Source organism: Tepidiforma sp. (assembly GCF_034432735.1).
GTDB lineage: Bacteria > Chloroflexota > Dehalococcoidia > Tepidiformales > Tepidiformaceae > Tepidiforma.
Window position 1 is genome coordinate 17,676 of the sequence record NZ_DAOUBJ010000081.1, and the last position, 22,349, is coordinate 40,024.

Annotated in this window: 22 protein-coding genes; 12 read left to right on the forward strand and 10 right to left on the reverse strand. The window is 70.7% G+C overall.

Annotated elements, in window-relative coordinates:
- Nucleotides 1–85: 85 nt before the first annotated feature.
- Both VAE53_RS08095 and VAE53_RS08100 read right to left on the reverse strand, forming a co-directional pair.
- On the reverse strand, nt 86–1,393 hold the full coding sequence (locus VAE53_RS08095) for a glycosyltransferase family 4 protein (RefSeq protein ID WP_322818865.1): 1,308 nt from the start codon (nt 1,391–1,393) through the stop codon (nt 86–88).
- Entirely contained in the window at nt 1,390–2,784 is a 1,395-nt protein-coding gene (locus VAE53_RS08100) for a glycosyltransferase (RefSeq protein ID WP_322818866.1), read from the reverse strand. Before VAE53_RS08100 ends, VAE53_RS08095 begins: the two co-directional genes overlap by 4 nt.
- An 88-nt stretch (nt 2,785–2,872) precedes the next feature.
- Here VAE53_RS08100 and nhaA point away from each other — a divergent pair, with 88 nt between their 5' ends.
- The 3 genes from nhaA to VAE53_RS08115 are packed head-to-tail and all read left to right on the forward strand — an operon-like array spanning nt 2,873 to nt 6,449.
- On the forward strand, nt 2,873–4,258 hold the full coding sequence (gene nhaA / locus VAE53_RS08105) for a Na+/H+ antiporter NhaA (RefSeq protein WP_322818867.1): 1,386 nt from the start codon (nt 2,873–2,875) through the stop codon (nt 4,256–4,258).
- 53 nt (nt 4,259–4,311) lie between these two features.
- Nucleotides 4,312–6,243: a hypothetical protein gene (locus VAE53_RS08110; RefSeq protein WP_322818868.1), complete on the forward strand. Its 1,932-nt coding sequence runs from the start codon at nt 4,312–4,314 to the stop codon at nt 6,241–6,243.
- Nucleotides 6,243–6,449, forward strand: a complete 207-nt coding sequence (locus tag VAE53_RS08115) for a hypothetical protein (RefSeq protein WP_322818869.1) — start codon at nt 6,243–6,245, stop codon at nt 6,447–6,449. The genes VAE53_RS08110 and VAE53_RS08115 overlap by 1 nt, the downstream gene beginning before the upstream one ends.
- Nucleotides 6,450–6,462: 13 nt before the next feature.
- Here the strand turns inward: VAE53_RS08115 and VAE53_RS08120 are convergent, their stop codons facing one another.
- Entirely contained in the window at nt 6,463–6,873 is a 411-nt protein-coding gene (locus VAE53_RS08120) for a hypothetical protein (RefSeq protein WP_322818870.1), read from the reverse strand.
- 213 nt (nt 6,874–7,086) lie between these two features.
- Between VAE53_RS08120 and VAE53_RS08125 the strand changes: the two genes are divergently transcribed.
- Nucleotides 7,087–8,568, forward strand: coding sequence for a GGDEF domain-containing protein (locus VAE53_RS08125; protein WP_322818871.1), 1,482 nt, complete (start codon nt 7,087–7,089; stop codon nt 8,566–8,568).
- An 84-nt stretch (nt 8,569–8,652) separates the two neighbouring features.
- Nucleotides 8,653–10,944, forward strand: a complete 2,292-nt coding sequence (locus tag VAE53_RS08130; protein ID WP_322818872.1) for a PAS domain S-box protein — start codon at nt 8,653–8,655, stop codon at nt 10,942–10,944.
- Here the strand turns inward: VAE53_RS08130 and VAE53_RS08135 are convergent.
- From VAE53_RS08135 to VAE53_RS08145, 3 genes are all read right to left on the reverse strand, one after another.
- Nucleotides 10,941–11,180 (reverse strand): hypothetical protein, encoded by a 240-nt coding sequence (locus VAE53_RS08135; protein WP_322818873.1) that lies wholly within the window; start codon nt 11,178–11,180, stop codon nt 10,941–10,943. The two genes, VAE53_RS08130 and VAE53_RS08135, sit on opposite strands and share 4 nt — an antisense overlap.
- A gap of 75 nt (nt 11,181–11,255) precedes the next feature.
- Nucleotides 11,256–12,191, reverse strand: coding sequence for a diacylglycerol kinase family protein (locus VAE53_RS08140; protein ID WP_322818874.1), 936 nt, complete (start codon nt 12,189–12,191; stop codon nt 11,256–11,258).
- 66 nt (nt 12,192–12,257) lie between these two features.
- Nucleotides 12,258–13,856 (reverse strand): FAD-binding oxidoreductase, encoded by a 1,599-nt coding sequence (locus VAE53_RS08145; protein WP_322818875.1) that lies wholly within the window; start codon nt 13,854–13,856, stop codon nt 12,258–12,260.
- A gap of 108 nt (nt 13,857–13,964) precedes the next feature.
- On the opposite strand from VAE53_RS08145, the gene VAE53_RS08150 reads away from it, so the two are divergent.
- Together VAE53_RS08150 and VAE53_RS08155 are read left to right on the forward strand one after the other, a co-directional pair.
- Nucleotides 13,965–14,348, forward strand: a complete 384-nt coding sequence (locus VAE53_RS08150) for a hypothetical protein (protein ID WP_322818876.1) — start codon at nt 13,965–13,967, stop codon at nt 14,346–14,348.
- Between the two features lie 89 nt (nt 14,349–14,437).
- Nucleotides 14,438–16,009 (forward strand): ABC-F family ATP-binding cassette domain-containing protein, encoded by a 1,572-nt coding sequence (locus VAE53_RS08155; protein ID WP_322818877.1) that lies wholly within the window; start codon nt 14,438–14,440, stop codon nt 16,007–16,009.
- Here the strand turns inward: VAE53_RS08155 and VAE53_RS08160 are convergent.
- Nucleotides 16,006–16,593 (reverse strand): hypothetical protein, encoded by a 588-nt coding sequence (locus VAE53_RS08160; protein WP_322818878.1) that lies wholly within the window; start codon nt 16,591–16,593, stop codon nt 16,006–16,008. The two genes, VAE53_RS08155 and VAE53_RS08160, sit on opposite strands and share 4 nt — an antisense overlap.
- Before the next feature lie 117 nt (nt 16,594–16,710).
- Here VAE53_RS08160 and VAE53_RS08165 point away from each other — a divergent pair, with 117 nt between their 5' ends.
- Nucleotides 16,711–17,250 (forward strand): inorganic diphosphatase, encoded by a 540-nt coding sequence (locus tag VAE53_RS08165; protein WP_322818879.1) that lies wholly within the window; start codon nt 16,711–16,713, stop codon nt 17,248–17,250.
- Nucleotides 17,251–17,254: 4 nt separating this feature from the next.
- Here the strand turns inward: VAE53_RS08165 and chrA are convergent, their stop codons facing one another.
- On the reverse strand, nt 17,255–18,493 hold the full coding sequence (gene chrA, locus VAE53_RS08170; protein WP_322818880.1) for a chromate efflux transporter: 1,239 nt from the start codon (nt 18,491–18,493) through the stop codon (nt 17,255–17,257).
- Nucleotides 18,494–18,567: 74 nt separating this feature from the next.
- Here chrA and VAE53_RS08175 point away from each other — a divergent pair, with 74 nt between their 5' ends.
- From VAE53_RS08175 to VAE53_RS08185, 3 genes are read left to right on the forward strand one after another with little or no spacing between them, the layout of a single operon-like run.
- Nucleotides 18,568–18,927: a hypothetical protein gene (locus tag VAE53_RS08175; protein WP_322818881.1), complete on the forward strand. Its 360-nt coding sequence runs from the start codon at nt 18,568–18,570 to the stop codon at nt 18,925–18,927.
- The gene (locus VAE53_RS08180) at nt 18,924–19,862 is read left to right on the forward strand and encodes an ABC transporter ATP-binding protein (protein ID WP_322818882.1); all 939 of its coding nucleotides are present in this window, start codon (nt 18,924–18,926) and stop codon (nt 19,860–19,862) included. Before VAE53_RS08175 ends, VAE53_RS08180 begins: the two co-directional genes overlap by 4 nt.
- The gene (locus VAE53_RS08185; RefSeq protein ID WP_322818883.1) at nt 19,859–20,596 is read left to right on the forward strand and encodes an ABC transporter permease; all 738 of its coding nucleotides are present in this window, start codon (nt 19,859–19,861) and stop codon (nt 20,594–20,596) included. Before VAE53_RS08180 ends, VAE53_RS08185 begins: the two co-directional genes overlap by 4 nt.
- A gap of 2 nt (nt 20,597–20,598) precedes the next feature.
- Here the strand turns inward: VAE53_RS08185 and VAE53_RS08190 are convergent, their stop codons facing one another.
- Nucleotides 20,599–21,168, reverse strand: coding sequence for a TMEM165/GDT1 family protein (locus tag VAE53_RS08190; protein ID WP_322818884.1), 570 nt, complete (start codon nt 21,166–21,168; stop codon nt 20,599–20,601).
- A gap of 307 nt (nt 21,169–21,475) precedes the next feature.
- Here VAE53_RS08190 and VAE53_RS08195 point away from each other — a divergent pair, with 307 nt between their 5' ends.
- Nucleotides 21,476–21,679 (forward strand): dodecin family protein, encoded by a 204-nt coding sequence (locus tag VAE53_RS08195; protein WP_322818885.1) that lies wholly within the window; start codon nt 21,476–21,478, stop codon nt 21,677–21,679.
- Between the two features lie 24 nt (nt 21,680–21,703).
- Here the strand turns inward: VAE53_RS08195 and VAE53_RS08200 are convergent.
- A partial coding sequence (locus tag VAE53_RS08200; RefSeq protein ID WP_322818886.1) for a class I SAM-dependent methyltransferase occupies nt 21,704–22,349 on the reverse strand: 646 nt, incomplete at its 5' end.

Consider the following 22,349-nt stretch of genomic DNA (forward strand, 5'->3'; position numbering starts at 1 on the left):
GCCGGGTAGCGCGCAGGCCCCCTCCCCTCCCCTGCGCCCCGGCGCGGGCTGGCCGGCCGAGCGGGCCGGCCCCCGCCTCTCCCCGCTACGCGTGCAGAGGCGGGCTCTTGCAGGCCTTCTTCAGCGCCACGTACATCCCGCCCCGCGCCAGCGCCCGCAGCTGGCGCTGCCGCGCCGGCAGCGCTACCACCTCTCCACCCGCGCAGAACGCGGCCAGCGGCGCCACCGCCACATCCCACGAAAGCTCCGCCCCGACCCGCGCCAGGTTCGCCCGGCAGCGCTCCCGCAGCGCCTGGTCGTCGAGCAGTCGCTCGATCCCCGCGACGACCGCGTCCACATCGCGCTCTCCCACCGTGATGCCGAGCGGCTCCCGCTCGACGCGCTCCGCCAACACATCGCCCCGCGTGCAGAGCAGCGGCACCCGAGCGCGGAACAGGTCCACGTAGCGCGTTCGGAAAGCGAAGCGCGCCTCGAGATTTTCGTAGCCGAGGCAGACGCTCGCATCCGCCTCCGCCAGGAAGCTATCGATTTCGCGGTACGGCACCCAGCCCTCGCGGAAGAACACGGTGCGATCCGTGAGCCCCAGATCGGCGGCGAGCTCGATCGTCCGCCGCGTCACCCCGGCGCTCGGCCCGAAGGCGAAGTCCGGGTGGTTCACCCCCATGAAGACGAGTTTCACCTCGGGCCGCCGCGGCGCCAGCTCCGCCATCGCCCGCAACAGCGTCTCCGTATCGTTCCACTCCGTAATGCCGCCATTCCAGAGCAATACCCGGTCCGTCGGCGCGATCCCCGGCACCACCCCTTTCAGGACGGGCCCCGCAGGCCGGAGCGGCTCCGCCGGCACACCGTAAGGCACCACGTCGATGTACTTGCGCAGCGATGGGTCCCGCGCGTAGACCGTCGGCGGCACCAGGTCGAGCGCCATCATCATCCCGATCCAGAGGTCCCGCTGGCGGTCGTCGGCACAGAAGATGAAATCCGCCATCGTCAGCTGCATGTTCAGGTACCAGCGGTTCGAGGCCATCCACGTCCGGCGCCACTTCGGGAGAATGTCGCGCCGGGAAAGCTCCATCCACTCGATGAACAAGGGCGTGAAGGCGTCGAGCGCCAGGCGTGTCTTCCCCATCAGCCGGATCAGCTGCGGCGGGAAGTTCCGAGAGATGGTCACGTCGTGCTGGCCCGCCAGGAAGCTCGCCTCGCCGTTCGAACCGTAACGCTGGATGCGGACCGTCCGCCCCGGCGGGGCGATTTCGCCCCGATCGCCCGGCACGGCGAGCGTGATCTCCGCCTCCGGGAGCGCGCGGCTGAGCGCCCCCGCGAGTTGGTAGGCGCGCACCCCCGGCGAGGCCATCTGCGGGCCGACGGCCGCCCGCGAGAGCACGAGCAGCTTCACTTCGCCGTCCCCCCACCGCCCAGCCGCGCGAGCCGCTGCTGGCGCAGGCGTTCCTTCTTCTCGGCTGCCTCGAGCCGCTCCGAGCGCTGCTTCAGCTTCCGGTCGAAGACGTTGAAGATGGCGCGCCGGGCGGTGTAGCTCGCCAATCGCTGCGCGAGCCCCGGCGCCCGCTCCCACTTCGCCGAGATCGGCTCGCCCTCCTCCATGCAGAAGCGAACGAGCGGCTTCAGCGTCTCGCTCCATTGCAACCGTGGGCGCGCCGCAGCCAGGTTCGCCCGGCAACGCGCGTACAGCTCGCGGTCGTCGAGCAGCCGTTCGATGGCCCGCGCCAGCGCCGGCGCATCTCCCTCCGGCACCACCAGCCCCCACCCCTCCTGTGCGACCTCCTCCGCCAATACATCGCCGTGCGTGCAGATGAAGGGCAGCTCGCCCCAAATCAGGTCCACGAACCGGGTGCGGTGGCTGTAGCGCGTCTCCATGTTGTCGAAATACGTGCAGACCGAGATATCCGCCTCGAGCACGTACTGCTTCGCCTCCTCGTGCGAGACCCACCCCTCCTCGAAGAAGACGGTCCGGTTCAGCTGGCCATTGCGCGCCGCGATCGCCTTCGCATCCTGGAAGCGGACGCCCTTGCCGAGCTCGCGAATGCCCGGATACGAGGCCCCGAGAAAGAGCAGCTTGATATCGCTGCGCCCTAGCAGTCGAAGCGCCTCGAGGAGCGTCGCCGGGTCGTACCACTGGATGATGCCGCCGTTCCACAGGATGATCCGGTCATCCTCCCCGAAGCCCGGGCGAACCCCGCGGAGGACCCGCGGACCCGCGATGGGCGGCTCCGGCCGGATGCCGTGGGGCGCCGAGTCGATGTACCGCCGCAGCGTCGGGTCCGCCTCGTAGACGCGCGGCGAGATCAGCCCCAGTGAGGTCATCATCCCGATGTAGCTGTCCCGCTGCCGCTCGTTGCAGGTCAGAATGAAATCCGCGAGCGTCAGCTGCATCCCGAGGACGGCTCGCGTCCGCTCCGCCCAAGCGTCGCGGTGGCGGCCCTCGTAATGCTGCATCCCCACCTCCATCCACTCCATCGCATACTGCGAAAAAAGGTCCACCACGTACCGCTTCCACGGATACAAGAGGGCGATGTGGGGCGGCAGCATCGAGCTGATCACCACATCGTGGGCCGCGGTCAGCTGGAGCAGATTGCGCGCGCTCCAGCGGGTCACCCGGTAGGCGCCGTCGGCCGGCTGCTCGTAGTCGTCGTTCGGCCCGGCGAGCGTCACCTGCGCCCCAGGCACGCTTTCGGCGAGGACGCGCGCTTGCGCCGTCGCCCGGATGCCCGGGGCCGACATATGGCTTCCCAAGTACCCGCGGGCGAGGATGAGGATGCGCGGCCCCATGGCCGCCGATGGTACGGCCACCAGCCCGAACAGGGAACGCGAGCGGCCCCCGTTGACCGGAACGCTCGCCGGTCTACCCTACGCCGGGATGTTACGTTCGATCGACGCATTCATCGGCGGCCACGGCCGCCGTTTCGTCATCCACCGATTCGTCCGCCCCGCGCAGCGGTTCGCCGCTATCGAGGCATCCGGCGGCATCGTCCTCCTCGTCGGCGCCATCATCGCCCTCGTCTGGGTCAACTCGCCCTGGGATCAGAGCTATCACGACCTCTGGGCCACCGAGCTCGCGCTCGACCTCCACCTCTTCGAAATCCACCAACACCTCGGCCACGCCGTCAACGATGGGCTGATGGTCCTCTTCTTCTTCGTCGTCGGGCTCGAAATCAAGCGCGAGCTCGTCACGGGCGAACTCTCGACGCCGCGCCGCGCCATCCTCCCCGCCGCCGCAGCCCTCGGCGGAATGCTCGGCCCGGCCCTTATCTACACGCTCTTCAATGCCGGCACGGAGACAGCCCACGGCTGGGGCATCCCGATGGCCACCGATATCGCCTTCGCCGTCGGCGTCCTCACCCTCCTCGGCAAGCGCGTCCCCACGCCGCTCAAGGTCTTTCTCCTCGCCCTCGCCGTCGCCGACGACCTCGGCGGCATCGTCGTCATCGCCGTCTTCTACACCGAATCGCTCTCCTTCGAAGCCGTCGGATGGGCGCTTTTCGTCCTCGCGCTCATCATCGTCATCAACCGTGCCGGGGTCCGCTCGTTCGCTCCCTACATCTTCCTCGGGGTGCTCTTCTGGGCGGCCATGCTCGAATCCGGCATCCACGCAACGATCGCGGGCGTCATCCTCGCCCTCCTCACCCCTTCCCGCCCGTACTACACCGACGACGATTTCGAAACCTCCATGGAGCGGCTCCGGGCAGAATTCGCCCTTGCCCGCGCCGATGGCGACCACGACCGGATGCAGGAGGCCCTCCGCCAGATGGAGGACCTTGCCAGCGGCATGGAGAGCCCCCTCGACCGCCTCGAACACCGCCTCGCCCCCTGGACCGCCTACCTGATCGTCCCCATCTTCGCCATCGCCAACGCCGGCGTCGCCGTGAACGGCGAGATGCTGCGCAACGCCCTATCGAGCCCCGTCACCCTCGGCGTCGCCGTGGGCCTCGTCGTCGGCAAGCCGGTGGGCATCTTCCTCACCAGCTGGGTCTGCGTCCGCCTTGGCCTGGCGCAGCTTCCGGCCAATACCAACTTCCGCCAGATACTCGGTGCCGGAATGATCGCCGGCATCGGTTTCACCGTCGCGCTCTTCATCGCTGGCCTCAGCTTCGAGAATCCATCCCACCTCGACGAGGCGAAGGTCGGCATCCTCGCTGCCTCCGTCGCCGCCGGTATCCTCGGCTCCGCCTACCTCCTCCTTCTCCCCGCGCCGCGTACGGCCGACGAAGGCCTCCAAGCCGCCCGCGCCTCGGCTCACAGCTAACAGCGCGACAGCGGCCCCTTCGCGATCCCCACCTTGGCTGGCAGCCTCGCGCCATGCGCACGCTCCCGCCTACCCTCCTCGCCCACCAGGCCGGCGCCCGCCGTCGCCCCGCCATCCACGTCGTCCTTTCTCGCCGCCGCGCCGGCATCGCGCTCATTGCCTTCGACGAAGGCGCCAGCCTGCCTGGCAGCGAGGCGCCCCACGCCCTCGTCGCCAGCGCCGCCGGCACCCCCGTCCAGCTCGTCAACGACGCCGGCAACCTCCGCGCCCGCCGAGCATGGGGCGCCTGGTCGGCGCCCCTCGCTGCCCTCCCCACCGGGGCACCCATCGCGGCCGCCGCAATCCCGGGAGAGATCGTCGTCGCCTTCGCCGATGGCGCGGCCATCCGCACCGTCCACTCCTTCGACGACGGCCTCAGCTGGTCCGCGCCAGCGACGCGCTTCACCGCCTCCGGCGCCGTCGGCAGCCTCGCCCTCGCCGGCCGCTCGGCGAACGGCAACCTCTGCCTCTTCTTCACCGTCGGCACGGCCCCGGCCGTCGCTCGCCTCCGTCGCACCGGCGGCACCTGGGCCACGACGGCGACTGCCTGGACGGTCGGCGCCGCCTGGACGTCCATCGGTGGCCTCGCGGCCACCCACGCCGCCGGCGATTACCAGCTGCTCGTCACCGGAACAGGCGCGGGCGGCGAAGCGCTCGTCGCGGCCCACACCATGGGCGATGGCGCCCTCCCCCCGAACGCCTGGTTCGGCCCACGGGTCGTCGCTGCCGCCGACCCCGCCGCCGGCATCACCTTCGACCGGCCCTCCCTCGCCTGGAGCGGGACGGCCATCGCGGCCTATCGCGAAGCACGGGCAGCGCCGGTCGCCGGCGCCCGCATCATGGTCGCGCAGGCCGTCGGTGGCATGCTCGCACCCTGGGCCGAACCGGTGCCACTCGCCGCCGCGCCGCCCTTCGGCCTCGCGCTCGCCGCCGGCGATTCGCTGTTCGCCGCCAGCGTCACCGGATTCCGCGCAGCACCGCTCGCCGACCAGTTCGAGGCCACCCAGCTCGTCCGTTCGTTCCGCTGGCGGCAGGGGCCGGCAACGTCCACGGCGCTCCTCGCGCTCGCCGAACCGAACGACACCCAGCCCCTCCTCGGCCCCGGGGCCGGCATCGAAGTCAGCCTCGGCTACCTGAGCGGCGCCGGCGGCACACCCGAGTTCGGGCCCGTCTTCCGCGGCGCCGTCTCCACCGTCGAACGCCGCCAGCGCGAAGGCACCGCCACGGCGCTCCTCCGCCTCGATGGCCCGTGGGAGCGGCTCGGCGCTTACCGCGCCCCGGCCACCTGGCAGGCGCCCGCCGGCGCGACCCGAGGCGAAACCGTCGCCGCCCTCGCAGCGCGCGCCGGCATCCCCGTCGCCAGCGCCGCCGACCTTCCGCCCTCCGGCGCCTGGACCACCGAGACGGCCGCGTTCGCCATCCAGGCCGGCGAATCGGCGCTCCCCGCCGCCCTCCGCCTCCTCGGGCCCACCCCCGATGCCTTCCGCGCCGAGTCCGGCTTCGAAATCTGCGGGCTTTCGGGCACCGACCCCATCGCCTGGGTCCTCGGCGAAGGCGGCCAACCCCTCCTCCGGTTCGAACCGGCCGCCCGCGCCCTTCCCGCTTGGGCGCGGATCGCCGGGCCCGACCGGGCGGCCGAGGCCTACGACGGCGCCAGCCTCCTCCGCGACGGCCCCGCCCTCACCCCCCGGCGCGAACTCGGCGCCACCACCGACGCCCTCGCCGAAGCGTACGCCGCGCGGCTCCTCGCCCGCCTGCGGCGCGCCATCCCGCTCGCCATCGCCCGCGTGCCCTTCCACGCCGGCCTCCAGCTGTACGATATCGTCGAAGTGCGACACCCCCTCGCACCCGGCGGGGCGGCTCGCTACCGGGTGATCGCCATCGAAACCGACTGGCGCGCTGGGCTCCGTTTCGATGCCTCCCTCGCCCTGGGGGAGGTCGCGTGATGGCCATCCTTCGCGCGCGCCTCGTCGCCTTCGATGCCACCACCTACACCGCGACCGTCCGGCCCGATGGCTCTGCAACCGCCGTCTTTTCCGCCGCGGTCTCGCGCGCCCTCCCCGCCGCCGAGCTCGTCCCGGGGCGTCGCCTCCTCCTCGACATCGGCGATCACCACCACCCGGCCGATGCCGTCGTCATCGCCGCCTGGTAGCCAAGGCCAGCGGTCAGAACTGCGCCTCCAGGGCATCCTCGTCGCTCTCGAACGTATAGACCACGAGCTCGCCGTTTTCCCACCGCTCGCCGTTCTCGGCCACGCCTCGCGGCACCGCCTCGAGCGGGTCGAAGAGCAGCCCGACCAGCTGTTCGTAGCTCGCCACCCGCGGGTCGGCATCCAGCGCAGCCTCCACGTGCACCAGCGGGACATCCTCGTCCGGCAACACCAGAAACGCCTCCGGCGGGTCCTCGTTCGTGAAGACCGGCCCGATACGCCTGCCCTCGGCGTCGGTGTACATCCCCTCGACGAGGTACGGGGCGCGGGTGTGGGCGAGCGGCTCCGTGAACTCCGCGCGGTAGGCGATCCGCCGGTGGCGGCGATGCCCCGTGAGCGCGCCGGGCGGGGGTTCGATCGTGGCCATCGACGGGCCTCCGGCTCGGAATATGCCCAGCTTGCGCCCTGGCCCATTTCCGCCGCAACGGCCGCCCGGCCCCTTTCCCCCAGCCGAGCGTCCACTCCCTTAGGGGGTTCCCCGAGTCCTGCGGCAGATCTCCCTCTTTTTTCCCAAAAACCGGCCGATACCCACGTTGGGGCAGCCGTGCCCGCTACGCTACCAAGGGGAGACGTCGCAGCCATGGCCGGGTCGCCGCTCGAACGCATCATGCAGTCCGACCGACTGCCGACCATCCCGGCCGTCGCCGTTCGCGTCATCGACCTCGTCCAGCGCCCCGACGTCTCGCTCGACGAACTCGGCGGCCTGATCGAACGCGACCCTGCCCTCGCCGCCCGTGTTCTCCGCATGGCCAACTCCGGCTACTACGGCCGGCCCCGCTCCATCTCCCGCGTCCGCGATGCCGTCCTCATCCTCGGCCTCCGCACCGTCAAGACGCTCGCCCTCGGGTTCACCCTCGTCACCGACCTCCGTGCTCGCCAGGGCCAAGGCCTCGACCATACCTGGCTCTGGCAGCGGAGCCTCTACGCCGCCATCGTCGCCCGCGCCGTGGCCGGCCGCGCCGGACTCCGCATCGCCGATGAAGCGTTCCTCGGCGGCCTCTTCCACCTCCTCGGCGTCATCGCCCTCGAAAGCGCCCTCGGCGACGACTACCGCGCCGTCGCCGCCGAGGCCGGCCACGATACCGCCCGCCTCCGCGCACGCGAAACCGAACGCTTCGGCGTCGACCACGCCCGCGTCGGCGCCGCCCTGGCCGAGCGCTGGAACCTGCCGGCGGGCCTCGTCGATGCCATCCGGCATGCCGCCGACCCCGACCGGGCACCGCTCGAAACCGCCCAGCTCGTCCTCTGCGTCCATGCCGGCACCGCCGGAGCCGATGTCATCCTCGGCGAGCGCCCCGGCGAACAGCTCGCAGCCCTGCGGACCGCCTGCCAACGCCTCGGGCTTGCCAGCGAGGCCGCCGAGGAGATCGTCGCCACCGCCCTCGCCGATGGCTCCACCCTCGCCGCGAGCTTCGACATCCCCGCCAGCAGCCTCGCCCCCGAAGACGTCCTCGCCCGCGCCAACGACGCCCTCCTCCGCCTCACCATCGAATCCGAACGCGAAAACGCCGCCCTCCAGGCCGAGCGCGAACAGCTCATCCAGCAGGCCTCCACCGATGTCCTCACCGGCGTCGCCAACCGGCGCCACTTCCACGAATTCCTCGAAGAACATTTCCGCCTCGCCGCCCGCTACGGCACCCCGCTCAGCCTCTTCCTCGTCGACCTCGACCACTTCAAACAGCTCAACGACACCTACGGCCACCTCGTCGGCGATGAAGTCCTCCGCGGCGTCGCCCAGCGGCTGCGCACCGCCCTGCGCGATGCCGACCTGCTCGCCCGCTTCGGCGGCGAAGAGTTCGTCGTCGTCCTGCCCTCCACCCCCCTCGACGGGGCCGTCCAGAGCGCCGAGCGTGTCCGCGAAGCCCTCGCCTCCCGCCCCATCGAGGTCGCCGGCCAGTCCATCCCCGTCACCGCCTCGTTCGGCGTCTCCGCCTACCGCGCCGATGCCCTCATGACCCCCGAGTGGCTCATCAAAGAGGCCGACCTCGCCCTCTACGAAGCAAAGCGCGCCGGCCGCAACTGCGTCCGCGCTGCCGGCGACGAGGCCCTCTTCCGCATCTGAAGCGCCCACATCGGGGGATTCCCCGACTCACCCTCGCCCCGAACGCGATAAGCTAACGCTTGCGCTGGCGGGGGCGCCCCACCAATGACGGACCAGAACCCGACCGCCGCCGGGCTCGATGCCCTTTTTGCCATCGACCGCTTCCCGGTCGGCATCTTCGAGACCGACCTCCGCGGCGCCTGCCTCCGCGTCAACCACCGCTGGACAACGCTCACCGGGCAAACCCCCCAGCAGGCGCTCGGCTACGGGTACCTCGATGCCGTCCACCCCGAAGACCGGCCGCGCCTCATCGAGGCCACCCGCCAGCACATCGAATCCGACCGCCCCCTCCGCATCGAGTACCGCATCCTCCGCTCCGATGGCGCCCAGCGCTGGGTCCTCGCCCAGGCCGTCGCCTTCACCGACGCCGCCGGTACCCGGGCCGGCTACCTCGGCACCGTCACCGACATCACCGACCGCGTCCGCGCCGAGACGGCCCTCCGCGAGAACGAAGAACACTACCGCAGCCTCATCGAGCTCAATCCCGAGGCCGTCGCCGTCCATCGCCGCGGCCAAGTCCTCTACGTCAACCCGGCCGCCGTCCACCTCATGCGCGCCGCCTCGGCCGAGGAGCTCCTCGGCCGCCAGGTGCTCGAGTTCGTCCATCCCAACTTCCACGAACTCGTTCGCGAGCGCCAGCGACGCCTCTTCGCTGGCGAAGCCGTCGGCCCCGCCGAAATGGACTTCATCCGCTGCGACGGCACCATCGCCCGCGTCGAAACCGTCGGCGCGCCCACCCTCTTCGGCGGCGAACCCGCTACCCAACTCTGGATTCGCGACGTCACCGAACAGCGCAAAATCGAAGCCCTCCACCGCGCCGTCGTCGAATCCGTTCGCGACCCGATGTGGCTCGTCGACCTCGACGATGCCGGCGAGTGGCGGCTCGTCTTCGTCAACGCCGCCTACTGCCGTGGCGCCCGCATCGCGCCCGCCGACGTCATCGGCAAATCCTCCCGCGAGCTGGCAGCCGCCGGATACCTTTCCGAGGAGCAAGCCAGCGAACGCGAAGCCCTCTACCGCGAGGCCGCCGCCACCGGCCGTACCGTCGAACGCGAGATGCGGGGCGAATGGAAGGGGCGCCCCTTCCACATCATGACCTCCCTCACCCCCGTCGCCGACCCGCCCGACGGCCCCTACCGGCGCATCGTCGGTTGGTCGCGCGACCTCGGCCGGCGCCTCGAGAGCGAACGCCGCCTCGCCGAGTCGGAGGCCACCTACCGCGCCGTCGTCGAAGGCACCAGCGACGCGATCTGGGTCGTCGACAAAGAAGACGAAAGCACCTATCGCGTCGTCCTCGCCAACGCGCGGACCGCTGAAATGCTGCGAATGCCCATTTCCGATATCGTCGGCAAGCGCGTCGAAGAGGTGCTCCCGGACGAGGCCGCCCGCCGGGCCATCGAGCGCTACCGCCAGGCCGAACAAGCCGGCACCGCCATCGAATACGAAAACGTCATCGAGCGGCCCGGCCACCGCCGCGAAGTCGTCACCCACCTCACGCCGATCTTCGACGATACGGGGCGCTGTGCCCGCATCATCGGCTCCGCCCGCGACGCCGCCGAGCGGCGCAAAGCCGAGCTCGCCAACCTCCAGGCGCAGAAGCTCGAAAGCCTCGGCGTCCTCGCCGGCGGGATCGCCCACGACTTCAACAACCTGCTCACCACCATCCTCGGCAACCTCTTCCTCGTCCGCACCGAACTCCCGGCCGATTCACCCCTGCGCACCTACCTCGACGATGCCGCCATCGCCGCCGAACGGGGCGCCGAGCTCGTCCGGAGGCTCCTCGCCTTCAGCCGTCCCGGCATCGCGAGCCGAGATCGCCTCTCGCTCGACCGCGTCATCGACGAGACCGTCGCCCTCGTCCGCCGCACCCTCACCCCCGCCATCGACCTGCGCGTGCGCACCGACCCCGGCGACGACACCGTCATCGGCGAATTCAGTGCCCTCCAACAGGTCCTCCTCAACCTCCTCCTCAACGCCCGCGACGCCATGCCCGAGGGCGGCTCCATCGTCATCGCGCGCACCACCCGGACCATCGGCGCCGATCCCGCCTGGGCCCGGCGTGGCCTACACCCCGGCCGCTACCACGAGGTCACCGTCTCCGATACGGGCAGCGGCATCCCTCCCGAACTCCTGAGCCGCATCTTCGACCCCTTCTTCACCACGAAAGGCGTCGGCAAAGGGACGGGCCTCGGACTCTCGACCGCGCTCAGCGTCGTTCGTGCCCACGGTGGCTGGCTCGAAGCCGAGAGCGAACCCGGCCGGGGCGCCACCTTCCGCATCCTCCTCCCCCTCGCCCCTCCCCCCTCCGCCGACCGAGACGCCGAAGCGCGGCCCTAGCCGCCCTGGATGCTCACGAGGAACTCGAGCCGGTCGCCATCGGCGAGCCCATCGCGAAGGCCGGCCTGCGCACCGTTCACGATCGGCATCACCGCCTCCGCATCCACCTCCGAAAATCCCTCGTCGAGCAAGACCTGGAGGGGAGTCAGCCCCGGCCGCCACGCCACCACCGTCTCCGGCTGCTTCGAACGCGACCGCTTGACCAATGTCGGAAACCATTTCACCTGGATGCTCATGCCCGTAGCGTATACGGGCGCCGCCGCCGGTGCAGCCCCGAGCGCCGCACGGACCCGTCATCGGCGCGAGTGCGCTTACCCAGTTCCCGTAGCCCCGGTGGCTCGGTCGCCCCAGAGCGGCGGAAGCGGGCCGGCCGGCAGGCTCACCCGGAGCGCCGCTGGTTCCACCCGGAAGGCCATCGGCGTCAGCCCGACCGGGTCACCGTCGAGCTGGATAGGCAGCCCCGGCGTTTCCACCACCACCTCCGCGCAACGGCCCGTGACGATCCGCTCCCCCTCCCGCCTCCCGGCCACCACCCGCAACGCCAGCCCGAGCGCCTCGCCCGGCCCGCGGGGGCAGAAGGCCACCACATCGAGCAGCCCGTCGTCGACCCGCGCGCCCGGCGTCAGCCGGATCCGGCCCCCGTACAGCCGCGTATTCCCGAGCAACATCCAAGCGAGTGGCGCCTCGAACGGGTCGCCATCGGCCCGCCAGCGCACCCAGCGTGTGCGCAGCGCCGGCGCGCGTGCCAGCCCGTGCAAGATGTAGGCGAAATCGCCAGCCAAACGCTTCAGCCGCAGGCTCACCCCGGCAGCGATCTCGGCGTCCCAGCCGATGCCAGCCATCAGCAGGAAGGCACGCTCCCCCGCCCGCCCGAGGTCCATCGCGGCGACCTGCCCCCCGAGATGGGCATCGAACGCCGCCCGGGCCCCTCGCGGAATGCCCGCCTCGCGCGCCCAGATGTTGACCGTCCCAGCCGGGATGGCCGCCAGGGCGGTCGCGCTCCCCGCGAGCCCCTCGGCGGCCTGTCGGAGCGAGCCATCGCCGCCGACCACGAAACAGAGCTCGTCTCCCCGGTCGGCCGCCGACCTCGCCGCCGCCGTCGCCTCCGCCGCGCTCCGCGGGACGACGAGCACCGTCTTCACGCCCCGCGCCTCCAGATAGCGTACGGCCCGCGGGGCATCGAACCGGCGCGAAACCCCTCGCGCCGCCGGGTTCACGATGAGCGTCGCGCGGCGGTGTCCAGGCATAGCGGCAGCGCAGAACGCGCCCGGCGAGTATATCCCCCGGCGATGCCGCCGGCGCCCCGCGCCGCCCTAGTGCCCCACCAGAATCCCCGGGTTCAAGAGCCCCTGCGGATCGAGCGTCGCCTTTACCGCCTTCAGCGCCTCGCCAAAGAGCGGCGGCCGCTGCTGTTCGTACCAAGGCATGTGGTCGCGCCCCACCGCGTGGTGGTGGGTGATCGTCCCGCCGCCCGCGATCACCGCATCGCTCGCCGCCTGCTTGATCGCCGCCCAGGTCTCCAGTTCGCCACCCGGTCGGGCGAGCACCTGGAAGGAGTAGTACGGCGCCGGACCATCCGGGTAGACGTGGGTGAACCGGCACGTGAGCGTGCCACCGCCCGCCGCCGCGATCGCCGCCCCGACCCGCTCCCGCACCGTCCGATCGAACTCCGGCCAACGGTCCCACGTGATCGCCGTCTCGAAGGTATCGCTCACCACACCCGTCCCTGCCAGCAAATTCCGCTGGTAGGGAGCGCGGATGAACGCATTCCGCCAGGCGCCCACCGCCCCCTGACGCCCGACTCCCTCGTCGTCCCCCTCCGAGACGCGGATGCCGGCCGCGTCGACTTCGCCCCCGCAGGCGCGGGCGATCCCGATCGCCGCCTCCAGAAACGGCCGCTGCGGCACCTCCGCCGATTCGAATCCGAGGATGAGGAGCGCATGGGCCCCGTCGCCGCCCGCCGCCGCCTCCGCCTCGGCCGGGTCGAGCAGGCGGCAATTCGCCGGCCAGAGCTTCGCCTGCACAACCCGACGCGCTGCCTCGTAACCCGCCTCCCAGGTCGCGAAGATCACTCCCGCCGAGGCTCGGTACCGCGGCCGCGCCTGGATCCGCATCCACGCCTCCGTGATAATGCCCAGAGTCCCCTCGCTCCCGATCACGAGCCGATCCGGGCTCGGCCCCGCGCCCGAGCCGGGCAGCCGGCGCGACTCCCAGGCGCCGCGCGGCGTCACCATCCGCACCGATTCCACGAAATCGTCGATGTGCGTGTGGTTCGTCGCATAGTGGCCGCCGGAGCGCGTCGCGATCCAGCCGCCCAGCGTCGACCACTCGAAGCTCTGCGGAAAGTGGCGAAGCGTGAAGCCGTGCGGCCGGAGTTGCTCCTCCAGCGCCGGACCGAGGATCCCCGCCTGGATGCGCGCCGCCCGCGAAACCGGGTCCACCTCGAGCACGCGGTTCAGCTCGCGCAGGTCGATGCTCACGACCGGCCGGTCGCCCCCGGGGGGCTCGACGCCGCCCACCACCGAGGACCCACCCCCGTAGGGGATGGCCGCCGCATCCACCTCCCCGCACCACTCCAGCACCGCGGCCACCTCCGCCTCGCTCCGCGGAAAGGCCACGACATCCGGCGGATTCGGGAAGTCGCACCGAAACGCCCGCACGAGATCCCGGAAGCTCTTCCCGTAGTGATGCGCGGCGCGCTCGTGCGTATCCGTCGAACAGATCGCGGCCAGGGCCGCCGGCGGGGCGATCCGCGGCCGCCGCAGCGCGACCTGCTCGATCCGCGGCACCGGCGGCACCGCGATCTCCTTGCCGAAGCGCGCCGAAAGCCGCGCCGCCGCCTGCCGGCGTTGCTCGTCGCTCGGCTCGTCCGAAACCAGCCCCCAGGCCCAGAAACTCCTGCGTCCAGACATCGCGCACCTCCGGCGCGATGATACGCCCACCGCCCGGCCCCTTCGCGCCGCCAAGAGGGCGCACGCGTCACCCGCCCCCGAACCACCAACCTCCGCTACGATCTCCGCATGCACGAACAACCCCACGGGCCCGAGGAGCGGCTCGCGGCGGCCCGCGATGCGGCGGCCCAGCGCGAACTCGGCACCTACCAACGGCACATCTTCCTTTGCACCGGCCCCGATTGCTGCTCCCCCGACGATGGCCAGCGCGCCTGGGAGCGCCTCAAATCCCTCGCTGCCCGGGTCAACCGCACACCCGGCGCGCCCAAGCTCTACCGAACGAAGGTCGGCTGCCTCCGCATCTGCCAGGCCGGCCCTACCGGCGTCGTCTACCCCGATGGCACCTGGTACGCCTGCCTCACCCCCGAAAACCTCGAACGCGTCGTCACCGAGCACCTCATCGGCGGCCGCGAAGTCGACGACCTCGTCATCGGGCGCAACCCCCTCCGCTGAGGCCCGCGCCCTGCCCGTCGGAGGCCAAAAGCCCCCATCCCCAACCGACCACCGAACCGCCCAAAACTGCAACCTGCTACCTTGCCCATATGCTCTTCTGCGAATCCGTCTCCAAGGCCTTCGGCGCCAACGAAGTCCTGCGCGACGTCACCTTTACCGTGAGCGAAGGCGAACGCGTCGGGCTCGTCGGCCCCAACGGTGCCGGCAAATCCACCATCCTCCGCCTCATCGCCGGCCTCGAAACGCCCGATGCCGGCCGCGCCGGCTGGACAGGCGGCGACCTCGGCTACCTCCGCCAGGAAGCCGGCCTCCGCGACGACAACACCCTCCTCCAAGAGCTCTGGAACGCCTTCCCCGAGGCGAGCGCCATCGAACGAGCGCTCGCCCGCATCGCCGGCGCCATCGAAAACGGCGAGGGCGACCTCGATGCCCTCGTCGAAGAGCAAGCCCGCCTCTTCGAACGGTTCGAAGCCCTCGATGGCTACCGCATCGAAGCCCGCATCGGCCGCGTCCTCGCCGGACTCGGCTTCGACCCCGCCGACGCCAACCGCCCCTGCGGCGAATTCTCCGGTGGCTGGCAGATGCGCATCGCCCTCGCCAAAGTGCTCGTGCGCCGCCCCCCGAACGTCCTCCTCGACGAGCCCACCAACCACCTCGATGCCCGCTCGCGCGATTGGCTCGCCGAAGAGCTCGCCGAGTGGAATGCCGCCATCCTCGTCGTCACCCACGACGGCGAATTCCTCGACCGCTTCGCCACCCGCATCCTCGACCTCCGCGAGCGCACCATCGAGAGCTACACCGGCGGCTACACCAGCTTCCAGAAGCAGAAGGCAGCCCGGCTCCAGGCGCTCGACCAGGCTGCCGCCCGCCAGCAACGCGAACTCGCCCGCCAAGAACGCTTCATCGAACGATTCCGCGCCAAAGCCACCAAGGCCGCGCAAGTCCAATCGCGCGAGAAGCAGCTCGCACGCATCCAGCCCATCGAGCGCCCACGAAAGGAAGCCGAAGTCCACTTCGAAATCACCGCCCACGGCCGCACCGAGCGCGATGTCCTCGTCTTCCAGCACGTCGGCCACGCCTACGGCGACCACCCCGTCCTCGTCGACGTCAACCTCCATATCGAGCGCGGACAGAAAGTCGCCCTCGTCGGGCCCAATGGCGGGGGCAAAAGCACCCTGCTCAAAATCGCCGCCGGGCTCCTCCGCCCCTCCGAAGGGGTGGTCGCCTGGGCCGAGCGCGCCCGCTTCGGTTACTACGACCAACACCAGGACGAAGCCCTCGACCACGGGCGCACCGTCCTCGAGGAGGTCCGCGCCGTCGCCCCGCACGAGCCCGAAGTCCGCCTCCGCACCGTGCTCGGCCAGTTCCTCTTCAAAGGCGACGACGTCTTCAAGCCGATCTCGGTCCTTTCCGGCGGCGAACGGAGCCGCGTCGCGCTCGCCAAGTTCCTCCTCCAGCCCACCAACGTCCTCCTGCTCGACGAGCCGACGAACCACCTCGACCGCACCACCCGACGCAAACTGCTCGAAGCGCTCCAGGCTTACGACGGCACCATCCTCTGCGCCAGCCACGACCCGGGCATCGTCGAAGGCGTCGCCACCCACGTCTACGAAGTGAAGGACCTCGGCGTCCACGAGCTCCTCCACCTGCGCAAAGGCTAGCCCCCTCCGAGCTGCCAGCTCCGCAAGCGGCCCCGCCCGCCGACCTCGCGCAGCAGCTGGCGAAAGGCCGTTTCCCGCTCCCGGGCCATCGTCGCGTAGCCCGCCGCGGTCTCCGGATTCAACGTCAGCCGCTCGAGCGTCCCGCTCGCCGCCTCGGCCGCCGCGAAGGCTGTCGCACCGAGCACCGCCACATCTTCCAGCGCCGGCGGCAGGCTCGTGCCCGTTCCATCCGCCGTGTGGAGCAGGCGACACCAGAGCACCACATCGTCCCCCGCCGGGAGCGGCCCCTCCTCCAGCCGGAGCGTCGTTCCGAACACCGAAAATCGCCGGAAAGCCGGCGGCTCCGCCCCTGCCGGGTACTCCGCACGCGCCACGGCGATCAGCCCCGCAATCCCCCCGAGCGCCACCTCCCGCCCGCCCGGCGTCGTGGCTACCGAAAGCCGCTCCTCGCGCGGCGCCGCCCGCGAAAGCTCCGCCAGCGCGCGGCGAAGGTGACGGTCGAGCGCGGCGTCGGTCCATCGCTCCATGCTCACGTCCTGAAGGTCGATCCGCATCCGGGCACGAAGGTCGTCGATCGTCGTCATGGAGCCACCGTCGCGCAAGCCCCGCCCAGCTCCAACACGGGCCTGTCACGACACTCGCGCAGCCCACCCTCCAGTGCGACACTCACCCCATCCCACCGCGAAACGAGCCACCCACCGATGCATCCTTGGCACGATATCGCCGTCGACCCCGACCTCATCGAAGCCGAGCTCCCCGTCGTCATCGAAATCCCCGCCGGCAGCAAGAACAAGTATGAGCTCGACAAGAAGAGCGGCATCCTCAAGCTCGATCGCGTCCTCTCCAGCTCCGTCCGCTACCCCGCCAACTATGGGTTCATCCCTCGCAGCTTCTGCGACGATGGCGACCCGCTCGACGTCCTGGTCCTCGGGCAGGAACCCGTCGTCCCCATGACCCTCGTCTACGTCCGCCCGGTCGGCGTCATGCACATGCGCGACAGCGGCAAAGTCGACGAGAAGATCCTCGCCGTCCACTCCCACGACCCCGCCTTCAGCCACATCAAGAGGCTGGAAGACGTCCCGCCCCACCTCGTCACCGAAATCCAACGCTTCTTCATCGATTACAAAGTGCTCGAAGAAAAGGAAGTCGTCGTCGACCCCTTCGAAGGCCGTGAGCGCGCCCTCGAAGTCATCCGCACGGCGCTGAGCGACTACTGGAAGATGCGCGCCAACGAGCGGTAGCGGCTTAGCCGGCCACCCCGGCATAGGCCAGCCCGCAGGCGACGCCGCCGAGCACCAGCCACACCGAACTCAGCCGCGTCCCGATCGCGAGCACCAGCCCAGCGGCGAACAACCCAGCCGTGAACCACCCCACGAGCACCTCGCGCGCCAGCGTGAGCGCCACCACCACGATGAGCGCCCACGCCGCAGCATTCACCCCATCGAGGAAGGCGGTACCGAGCCACCCACGACGGAACCGCGGCACCAGCGGCGCAGCGAGCATCACGAAAACGAACGATGGCAGAAAGATGCCAGCCGCCGCGGCCAGGGCCCCGCCAACCCCATCCATCACGTAGCCCGCGAACGCCGCCGAGCTGAAGAGCGGCCCCGGCGTCACTTGCCCAGCGGCGATCGCATCCAGAAGCTGCGCCTCGGTGAGCCAGCCCCGCCGCTCCACGAACTCATCGCGCATGAACGAAACGAGCACATAGCCGCTCCCGTAGAGCACGGCCCCGATCTTCAAGAAGCCGAGGAAGATGCCCGCCGTCGTCGCGCCCCCGGCCGTCGTCGCGGTCGCCGCCAGCCCTGGCAACCAAACGGGCGGGCAGAACCCCTGCGGCCCCTCCCCGCGGCGGCGTCGCTGGCGAGGGAGCCGCCACCAGTGTCCCCCGGCCCGGGGCAGCGCGGGCAACCGCTCCCGCGACGAACGCGTCAGGAGCCCGACGACCCACCAAAGGGCCGCCACGAACACGCCCGCGCCCAGCACCAGAACCACCTCGCTCACGCCGATCGCCGCGAGGATCGCCACCCCGGCCACCACCACCACCGACTCTGGCCCGCGGAATGCCGCCCCCGTGAGCCCCCACGCCGCCTGGAGGATGAGCGCCAGCACCACCGGCTGGGCCCCGAGGAGCACCCCCTCGCCCGCCGGGGTCGCCCCGTAGCGGACGTACGCCCAGGCCAGCACCGTCACGATCGCGACTGCCGGCACCAGGAAGGCCAGCCCGCCCATCCAGAGCCCCGACAGCCCCGCGCGCCGGTGGCCGAGGTGCATCGTCATCTCCGTCGAATTCGGCCCGGGGATGAGGTTCGTCACCCCGAGCATGTCGAGGAACTCCTGGTCGCTCACCCAGCCCCGCTCCTGCACCAGCTCGCGACGCATCAGCGCGATGTGCGCGGCCGGCCCCCCGAAGGCGATGACCCCGAGCCGGGCGAAGTAACGGGCCACCTCCCCGACGCTCCCGGCGCCCGCGCGATTCCCCACGGGCGCCAGCATACGGCTTTCCATCCCCTCACGTGCCGATGATTTTCTCTCAATCCGATCTTGACTTTCTCAAGATGAATGTTGATATTACGCAGACCAAGGAGGATAAAATGCAGAACGGCCACCCAGATCCCCTCGCCGACCTCCTCGCCCACGCCCGCCACATCGTCCACAGCGTCCGCCACGGCGAACCGCCGCCGCCATTCGACGAACTCGCCGACCAGGCGGCCGCCGCCATCCTCGTCGCCATGGCCTTCTGGCAGGTCGCCCGCGACCTCGACCTGCGCGCCACCGCCACCGCCGTCGCTGGCGCCGTCCGAGGCCTCGCCGCCGCCGCCCGCGACGGCCTCCCCGCCGACGATATCGAGGCCGCCCTCGCCGCCCTCGAAGCGCTCCTCAGCCGCGCCGCCGACCGCACCGGAGCAGCCGCATGAGCACCCCGACCGTCCTCGCCATCCGCGGGCTCGCCAAACGGTACCGCAACGGGGTCCTCGCCAACGACGGCATCGACCTCGACCTGCGGGCCGGCGAAATTTTCGGCCTCCTCGGCCCCAACGGCGCCGGAAAAACGACCCTCGTCCGCCAGGTGCTCGGCCTCGTCCGCCCCACCAGTGGCAGCATCACCCTCGATGGCATCGATATCGTCGCCGACCCCGCCTTCGCCCGGCGCAACATCGCCTTCCTCCCGCAAGGCAGCTTCGACCTCCAGTCCCTCACCGTTTCCGAGACGATCGAATTCGGCGCCCGGCTGCGCGGCCTCCCCGCCCGCGAAGCCCGGCAGGTCGCCGCTCGCCTCGTCGACCGGCTCGACCTCGGCCCATTCCGCCGCACCCCCATGCGCGCCGCCTCGGGCGGCGTCCGGCGGCTCGCCGGGTTCGCCGCTGCCATCGCCGCCCCCGCACGCCTGTTCGTGCTCGATGAGCCCACCAACGACGTCGACCCCCTCCGACGCACCCTGCTGTGGGACCTCATCGGCGAGCTCGGCCGCGGGGGCGCCACCATCCTCCTCGTCACCCACAACCTCGCCGAAGCCGAACGCGTCATCGACCGCCTCGCCATCATGAACGCCGGCCGCGTCGTCCTCGAAGGTACCCCTGCCGCCCTCCGCCGCATCGTCACCGAACAGCTGCGGCTCGAAATCACCACCGCCGCCGCCATCACGCCACACCCCGCCCTCCTCCCCGATGGCAGCGGCGCCTACCGCTTCGAAGCCGCCGACCTGCCGCGGGTCGCCGCTTGGATCGGACGCCTGCGCGAACTCGGCGCCGTCATCGACTTCCGCATCGGGCCGCCCACCCTCGACGACATCTACGCCGCCGCCATGATGCCGCTCCCCACCCTTACCCTCGCTTCGGAGCCCGCCCGGTGAACTTCCTTCGCCAATACCGCGACCTCGTCTCCATGGAACTCCGCAGCATGCGCGCCGAAGTGCCCATCATCGCCGCCGTCCAAATCGGCTTCATGGTCGGCTTCGTCTTCGGCTTCGGCTACCTCATCCCCGAAGTGAGCGACGCCACCGCCGCCTACATCGTCACCGGCACCGCCACCCAGGGCGTCGTCACCATCGGGCTCGTCATGCTGCCCCAACTCCTCGCCCAATCCAAGCACGACGGCCGCCTCGACTACTACCTCGCCATGCCGATCAGCCGCGAAGCCTACCTCCTCGCCCTCGTCACCGTCACCGCCGTCATGGCGCTCCCCGCCGTTGCCCTCTGCCTCGCCCTCGGAGCGCTCCGCTACGACATAGCGCTCGACCTCCATCCGCTGCTGCCCGCCGCCCTGCTGCTCGGAATCGGTTCGCTCGCCGGCGTCGGCATCGCCATGGCCACCTACGCCCCGCACCAGCAGGTCACCAACGCCCTCACCCAGCTCATCATCTTCTACGTCCTCTTCTTCGCGCCCGTGCTCATGCCGCGCGAGCAGCTCCCCGGCTTCCTCCGCGAAACCGCGCGGATCGCCCCGCCCACCTACGTCGCCGATGCCATCCGCGCCACCGCGACGAACCTCTCCGGCACCCACCTCGGCACCTCCCTCGTAGCGATGACCGCCTTCGCCGCTGCCTCGCTCCTCCTGTCCGCCATCGCCATCCGCCGCCGCGGGTGACCTTACCCCCACGCCGACCAGAGCGCCGCCGCGCCAAAGGCCACGAACAACGCCGCCGCCCCGATCGCGATCGTTCGCTGCGGCAGCCGCTTCCCCGCCAGCACCCCGAGCGCGATCGCCGCCGCATCGGCCAGCACCATCCCCACCGTCGAGCCCAGCCAGACCCCCACCGCGCTCGACTCCCGCCCCGCCAACGAAACCGTCGCCAACATCGTCTTGTCGCCCAGCTCCGAAAGGAAGAACGCCGCCGTCACGACCCCGAACGCCCCGAACTTCGCCCCCAGCCGCGGCTCCGCCGGCTCACCGTCGAGCGCATCGCCCCGCAGGCTCCATGCTGCGAAACCGAAAAACGAAAGCCCCACCAGCGTCAGCAACCACCGCTCCGGCAGCAGCTCGTCGAAGGCCAGCCCGATCGCCACCGAACCGAGGTGCACCACCAGCGTCGCCGTCGAGACGCCAGCGACCACCAGCCACCAGCGATAGCGCGTCGCGAACCAGAGCGCCACCAACTGCGACTTGTCGCCCAGCTCCGCCACGAAAATCAACAGCGCAGAAACGAAAAACGCCGACACCACGGACTCCCCGTGTGCCGGCTCCGGGGAGCACCCTCGACCGGCACACCTCAGTGTGCTGGCCGAACGTCTCGCCCGCCCGGATACCCGGGCCGCGCCACCGCCCGCCGCCGCGGGAGCATGTCGATGACGCGCGCAGGGCTACTCCCCTTCGGTCGCCGATACTATCGTCCATCTGGAGCCAACCGTCGAGCCACCCTCCCCCAGGTTGGCCCCTTCGTCCAGCCTCGAGCGGGACCGTTCGGCCCATGCCGGCTTGCCATCCTGTGGCATGATGGGCGCGATTCTCCCCATTGGAGGCACACCGATGTCCGTCGCACGAGTCACCGAAATCACCGCAGCATCCCCCGTGTCGTTCGAAGACGCCATCAAGGTCGGCATCGACCGCGCCAACAAGACGCTTCGCAACGTCAAAGGCGCCTGGGTTCAGGAACAGACCGTCAGCGTCGAAGACGGCGTCATCAAGGAATACCGTGTCAACATGAAGGTTACCTTCATCCTCGAAGACTGAGCCCATCCGCGCCCCTGCGGCAGCTCACGAGCCGGTCTCCGGTGGCCGCCCGGGCTTCAGCACGCGCAGCCAGATCTGCGCCTCCTCCATCCCCACCCAGTTCCCCCACCACCGCTCGCAGACGTACAACCAACGATCGTTTCGGTTCGCCAGCCAATCGAACACCGCCCCGAAGAGCCGCCGCGCCCGGCTCGGTTGCCAGCTGTCCGCGTTCAGATTGAAGTTCAGCTGCCGACGCTCGATCTTGAACTTCGCAGGGTGGTAGTAGCCCCAGAGCTGCCCATCCAGCGTCGTCGGATCGAAATACTCGAACATGCTCAGGTAAACGCCCCGGCGGTGCGTCGGGTCCTTCCACGTCAGAAACGGCGTCGAACCGTGAGGGAAACGGAAGTGAACCAGCGCACCAGGACGGCACACCCGCCAAATCTCTCCCATGAACGCCAGCACGTCGTCCACGTGCTCGATCAGGTGCGAGGCGTACACCTCGTCGACCGAATCGTCCCGCAGCGGCAGCGGACGCATCACATCCGCAATCACATCCACGCCGGGCACGCGCGCCAGGTCGAGGCCGATCGCTCCCGGCTTCTTCCGCTGCCCGCAACCGAGGTCGATCACCACCCTGCGCCGCGCCGTCGGGCCGGCCTCGGCCGTCCGAGTCGGCCCCGGTGCT